Raw genomic sequence first — 2191 nt, 5'->3', positions numbered from 1 at the left:
CGCCGGATTCCCGAACCGCACGCGCGCGATCCGCTCGCCGATCCAATCGACCGTCACGCTCGACGCCCCGTCGTGTTTCGTCATGTCGGTCATTGCACGGCCTCCGCCACCGCATCGGCCTGGAAGATCGCGCGCCCGGCCAGCAGTGCGTCGATCGCGTCGTCGCCGTAGCCGGCTTCGCGCAGCACATCGACCGTATGCTCACCGAGCAGCGGCGGCGCATGGCGCGTGCGCGGCGCCGGCACGTCGTCGTCCATCCCGCCGAGCGGCGTGACGACCTGGCGCAGCATACCGAGCGTCGGATGCGCGACCGGCTCGACCAGCCCGCAATGCGCGAGCTGCGGATCGTCGAACACTTCGTCGAGCGTATGAATCGGGCCGGCCGGCAGCCCGGCCTCGACGAACCGTTGCGTCCAGTCGCGCTTGCCGCGCGTGCGCAACCGGCTTTCGAGCAGCGCCTTGAGTTCATCGCGATGCGCGACGCGCGCATCGTTGGTCGCGAAGCGCGGATCGTCGGGCAGCGCGGGCAGATCCAGCAACTGGCACAGCCGCAGCCACATGTCGGTCGTGATCGGCGCGAGGTTGAGCGGGCCGTCGGCCGTCTCGAACACGCCGTACGGCGCGATCACCGCATGCGCATTGCCGGTACGGCGCGGCACGTCGCCGAGGCTCAGGTAGCGTTGCCCGTGTACGCTCAGCAGCGCAACGAGGCTTTCGAGCAGCGACGTGCCGACATGCTGGCCGCGCCCGGTGCGCTCGCGCTCGAACAGCGCGGCCATCACGCCGGTCGCGACCCACATCCCCGAGCTGAGATCGCCGATCGCGGTGCCCGTGCGGGTCGGCTCGCCGTCCGGGAAACCGGTGAGACTCATCAGCCCCGCATAGCCCTGCGCGATCTGGTCGAAGCCCGGCCAGTCGCGCAGCGGGCCGCGCGGGCCGAACGCGGTGACGCTGCCCATCACGAGCCGCGGGTCGCGCGCGCTCAGCTCAGCATAGCCGAGCCCCATCGCGTCCATCGTGCCCGCCTTGAAATTCTCGATCACGACGTCGGCCTGCGCGATCAGGCGCCGCACGACGTCGAGGCCGGCTGGCTGCCGGAAGTCCACGCAGATGCCGCGCTTGTTGCGGTTGCAGGACAGGTAGTACGTGCTCATGCCGCGATCGAACGGCCCCCACGCGCGGCTCATGTCGCCGTGCGGCCCCGATTCGACCTTGATCACGTCGGCGCCGAGATCCGCGAGCACCATCGAGCAGAACGGCCCCGAGAGCGCGCGACTCAGATCGACGACCTTGATTCCCGTTAATGCCTGCATTCCGGACTCCTGATATTGATGGGTATGTCTCGTCTTGTTTCCGAACGACTGCGGCATTTCGCTCATTCGGGCAGCGCCTGGTGCCGCGTCTCGACCGCGAACGGCAGGATCAGGACGCCGAGCCCGAACACGGCCGCGGTCCATGCGACCGGCACGCCGAGCGATCCGTAACCGTGAATCGCGGCGCCGAGCAGGAAGTTCACGCCCGCGCCGATGAAGCGGCCGACCGACGCGTTGAACGCGAACGCGGTGGCCCGTACGCGCGTCGGATATTGCTCGGGCAACCATAGCGAGAAGATCGCGAAGTTGCCGCCGAAGAAGCCGAGGAACGCGAGCGACACCATGAAGGCCGCGAGCCCGTTCGGCTGGTAGAACGCCCAGCCGAACGCGAACACGATCGATGCGGCCATCCCCGCGAAATACACGCCGAGCGCGGTACGCCGGCCGAGCCGTTCCGACAGCCACGGCGCCACCAGGCAGCCGGCAATCGTCGCGCACGACAGGATCGCCGCGCCGATCGACGCAAGCCGCAGCGCGCCAACGTGATCGATGCCCGCACGCGCCGCCAGCGTGGTAACCGCGCTCGCCTCGTAGACGGAGCCGGCCCACAGCCCGACGATCGCAACGCCGACGAGGCTCGCGCTCGTCAGCGTGCGGCGCCGGAACGCCGGCGCGAAGATCTCGCGCAGCGGATGCGCGCGCCGCGTGTCGGCCACGTCGCCGTCGCGCGCGTCGTGCCGCCGCCACTGCCCCGGCTCCTTCACGCGCATCACCGTGAACACCGCGAGCAGCGCGGGCGCCAGCCCGCACAGGAACATCGCGCGCCAGCCGTAGGTCGCACCGATCGTGTAGTTCAGGCAGGCCGCGATGAAGAAGCC

At 69.7% G+C, this 2191-nt stretch carries 2 protein-coding genes; both read right to left on the bottom strand.

All coding sequences use genetic code 11. From position 1 onward, the window contains the following. Nucleotides 1-89 precede the first annotated feature (89 nt). Nucleotides 90-1313 (bottom strand): CaiB/BaiF CoA-transferase family protein, encoded by a 1224-nt coding sequence (locus JMF90_RS34305; protein ID WP_175809031.1) that lies wholly within the window; start codon nucleotides 1311-1313, stop codon nucleotides 90-92. A 62-nt stretch (nucleotides 1314-1375) separates the two neighbouring features. Continuing rightward, on the bottom strand, nucleotides 1376-2191 hold an 816-nt coding region (locus JMF90_RS34300; protein WP_201326096.1), incomplete at its 5' end, for an MFS transporter.

The organism is Burkholderia sp. E168m23, from assembly GCF_016586125.1.
Classification (GTDB): domain Bacteria; phylum Pseudomonadota; class Gammaproteobacteria; order Burkholderiales; family Burkholderiaceae; genus Burkholderia; species Burkholderia orbicola.
The sequence above is the reverse complement of the archived record's forward strand: the minus strand, read 5'-3'. Positions and strand labels throughout refer to the sequence as shown.